The 1,638-nt window shown below is 69.9% G+C and carries 4 protein-coding genes; 2 read left to right on the top strand and 2 right to left on the bottom strand.

Features of this window, described 5'->3' with window-relative positions; all coding sequences use genetic code 11:
* Window positions 1-105: 105 nt before the first annotated feature.
* Together FIF60_RS21415 and fdxA are read left to right on the top strand one after the other, a co-directional pair.
* Entirely contained in the window at window positions 106-420 is a 315-nt protein-coding gene (locus tag FIF60_RS21415; RefSeq protein ID WP_144300315.1) for an RNA-binding S4 domain-containing protein, read from the top strand.
* 78 nt (window positions 421-498) lie between these two features.
* Window positions 499-831: a ferredoxin FdxA gene (fdxA, locus tag FIF60_RS21410; RefSeq protein ID WP_144300314.1), complete on the top strand. Its 333-nt coding sequence runs from the start codon at window positions 499-501 to the stop codon at window positions 829-831.
* Between the two features lie 185 nt (window positions 832-1,016).
* Here fdxA and FIF60_RS21980 read toward each other — a convergent pair whose 3' ends face one another.
* Together FIF60_RS21980 and FIF60_RS21840 are read right to left on the bottom strand one after the other, a co-directional pair.
* Complete coding sequence (locus FIF60_RS21980; protein ID WP_204251284.1) at window positions 1,017-1,373, bottom strand: hypothetical protein; 357 nt, start codon at window positions 1,371-1,373, stop codon at window positions 1,017-1,019.
* Window positions 1,374-1,454: 81 nt separating this feature from the next.
* Window positions 1,455-1,638, bottom strand: a 184-nt coding sequence (locus FIF60_RS21840) for a hypothetical protein (RefSeq protein WP_204251283.1), incomplete at its 5' end; no start/stop codon positions are given.

Here is a 1,638-nt window from a genome sequence, read left to right as displayed (position 1 = left end):
TGCTGATCCACCCGCGCCGGCTGCCCGCCCGGCGTGCCGGCGCCGCCGCGCCGGTGCCGGAGGGCCCGTTCGCTGCGCTCGCGCGGCTTCGCGCCAAGGCCTGACGTGGCGGAGGAGGCCGGCGAGGACCGCGACTGGCAGCGGCTCGACCGCTGGCTCTGGTGCGCGCGGTTCCTCAAGACCCGGGCACTCGCCGCCCGATTCGCCGAACAGGGCAAGGTGCGCATCAACCGCCAGCCGACCGACAAGCCGCATGCCCGCGTCCGCCCTGGCGACGTGCTGACCTTCGGCCTCGGCCCGTCCGTCCGGGTGCTCAGGGTGCTCGCGGTCGGCGACAGGCGCGGTCCTGCGCCGGAGGCGCGGACGCTGTACGAGGACCTCGACCCGCCCGACCCGAGCGCGCCAGGCCCGCGTCCCTGATGCGCGTGGTCAAGGCCTTGCGCCCCGCGTCGATCCGGGCCACGTAGCGATATATCCGCCCAGGTGGAGCGCTTGCCGATGACCTACGTCGTGACCGATGACTGCATCCGCTGCAAGTACATGGATTGCGTGGAGGTGTGTCCGGTCGACTGTTTCTATGTCGGCGAGAACATGCTCGTGATCCACCCCGACGAGTGCATCGATTGCGGGGTGTGCGAGCCGGAATGCCCGGCGGAAGCGATCCTGCCGGACAGTGATGAACGTGCAGGCGCGTGGGTAGAACACAACCGTAAGTTTGCCCAGTCCTGGCCCAACATCACAAGGAAGGGAGAAGCGCCTTCCGACGCGGATGAATGGAAAGGCAAGCCCGGGAAGATGGAGTTCTTCAGCGCCGAACCCGGCGAGCCCTGATCCCAAGCCTGTGTGACCGGTCCGGCGGGACATGCTTTTTCGGGTATTTTGTGGTATCTTTCTAAAACGCGGTATCCGAGGCCCTTCGCCCGCATAGCGGGGTAGGGAACACCGGTTGTTTCGGCAGCGGTTCTTGGGACAGCGTGCGGGTGCGCGAGGTCGTAGCCGCATGCTGGAAACGGGCGTCATTCGCCCCGGAGATCCCAGCACGCATGTCCTGCACCGGCATGTCGGCCCGCGAGGTGGTGGACGAGGAATGGAATGAAGGCAAGCCAGGTTAAGACGACCCCGGCGAAGGCATCCCCGGCAACGGCGAAGGCTGCAAAGCCGAAGGCGGGCCCGGCCAAGGCGGCCACGCCCGCCCGCAGCCCCGCTGCCAAGTCCGGCACCAGGCCGGCGGCTCCCAAGCCCGCAGCGAAGCCCCAGAAGGCCGTTGCCAAGTCGATCCCGTCCAGGGCGATCGTGGCGAAGGATGCGGCCAAGCCGGCGGCGAAGACAGTGAAGCCCGCGCCGGCTCCCAAGCCGACAGAGGCGAAGGCCAAGGCGCCTGCGCCGAAGGTTCAGGCGCCGACGCCGAAGGCTCAGGCGAAGACGCAGTCTCCAGCCCAGGCCCAGGCCCAGCCTCAAGCGCAGGCCGAGGCCAGGCCCCAGCCCAAGGCGGAGCAGCCGAAGGCGAAGGTGGAGCAGGTGAAGGCCGCGCCGCAGGCCGTCGCGGCCCCGCAGGCCCAGGCGCCGACGGCGAAGCCGCCAGCAGCGAAGGCGCCTGCCGCCCCCTCGACGCCCGCCCCGGCCGCGAAGCCGGCCGTC

Source organism: Elioraea rosea, from assembly GCF_007644105.1.
In the GTDB taxonomy this organism is placed as follows: Bacteria; Pseudomonadota; Alphaproteobacteria; order Acetobacterales; family Acetobacteraceae; genus Elioraea_A; species Elioraea_A rosea.
The sequence above is the reverse complement of the archived record's forward strand: the minus strand, read 5'-3'. Positions and strand labels throughout refer to the sequence as shown.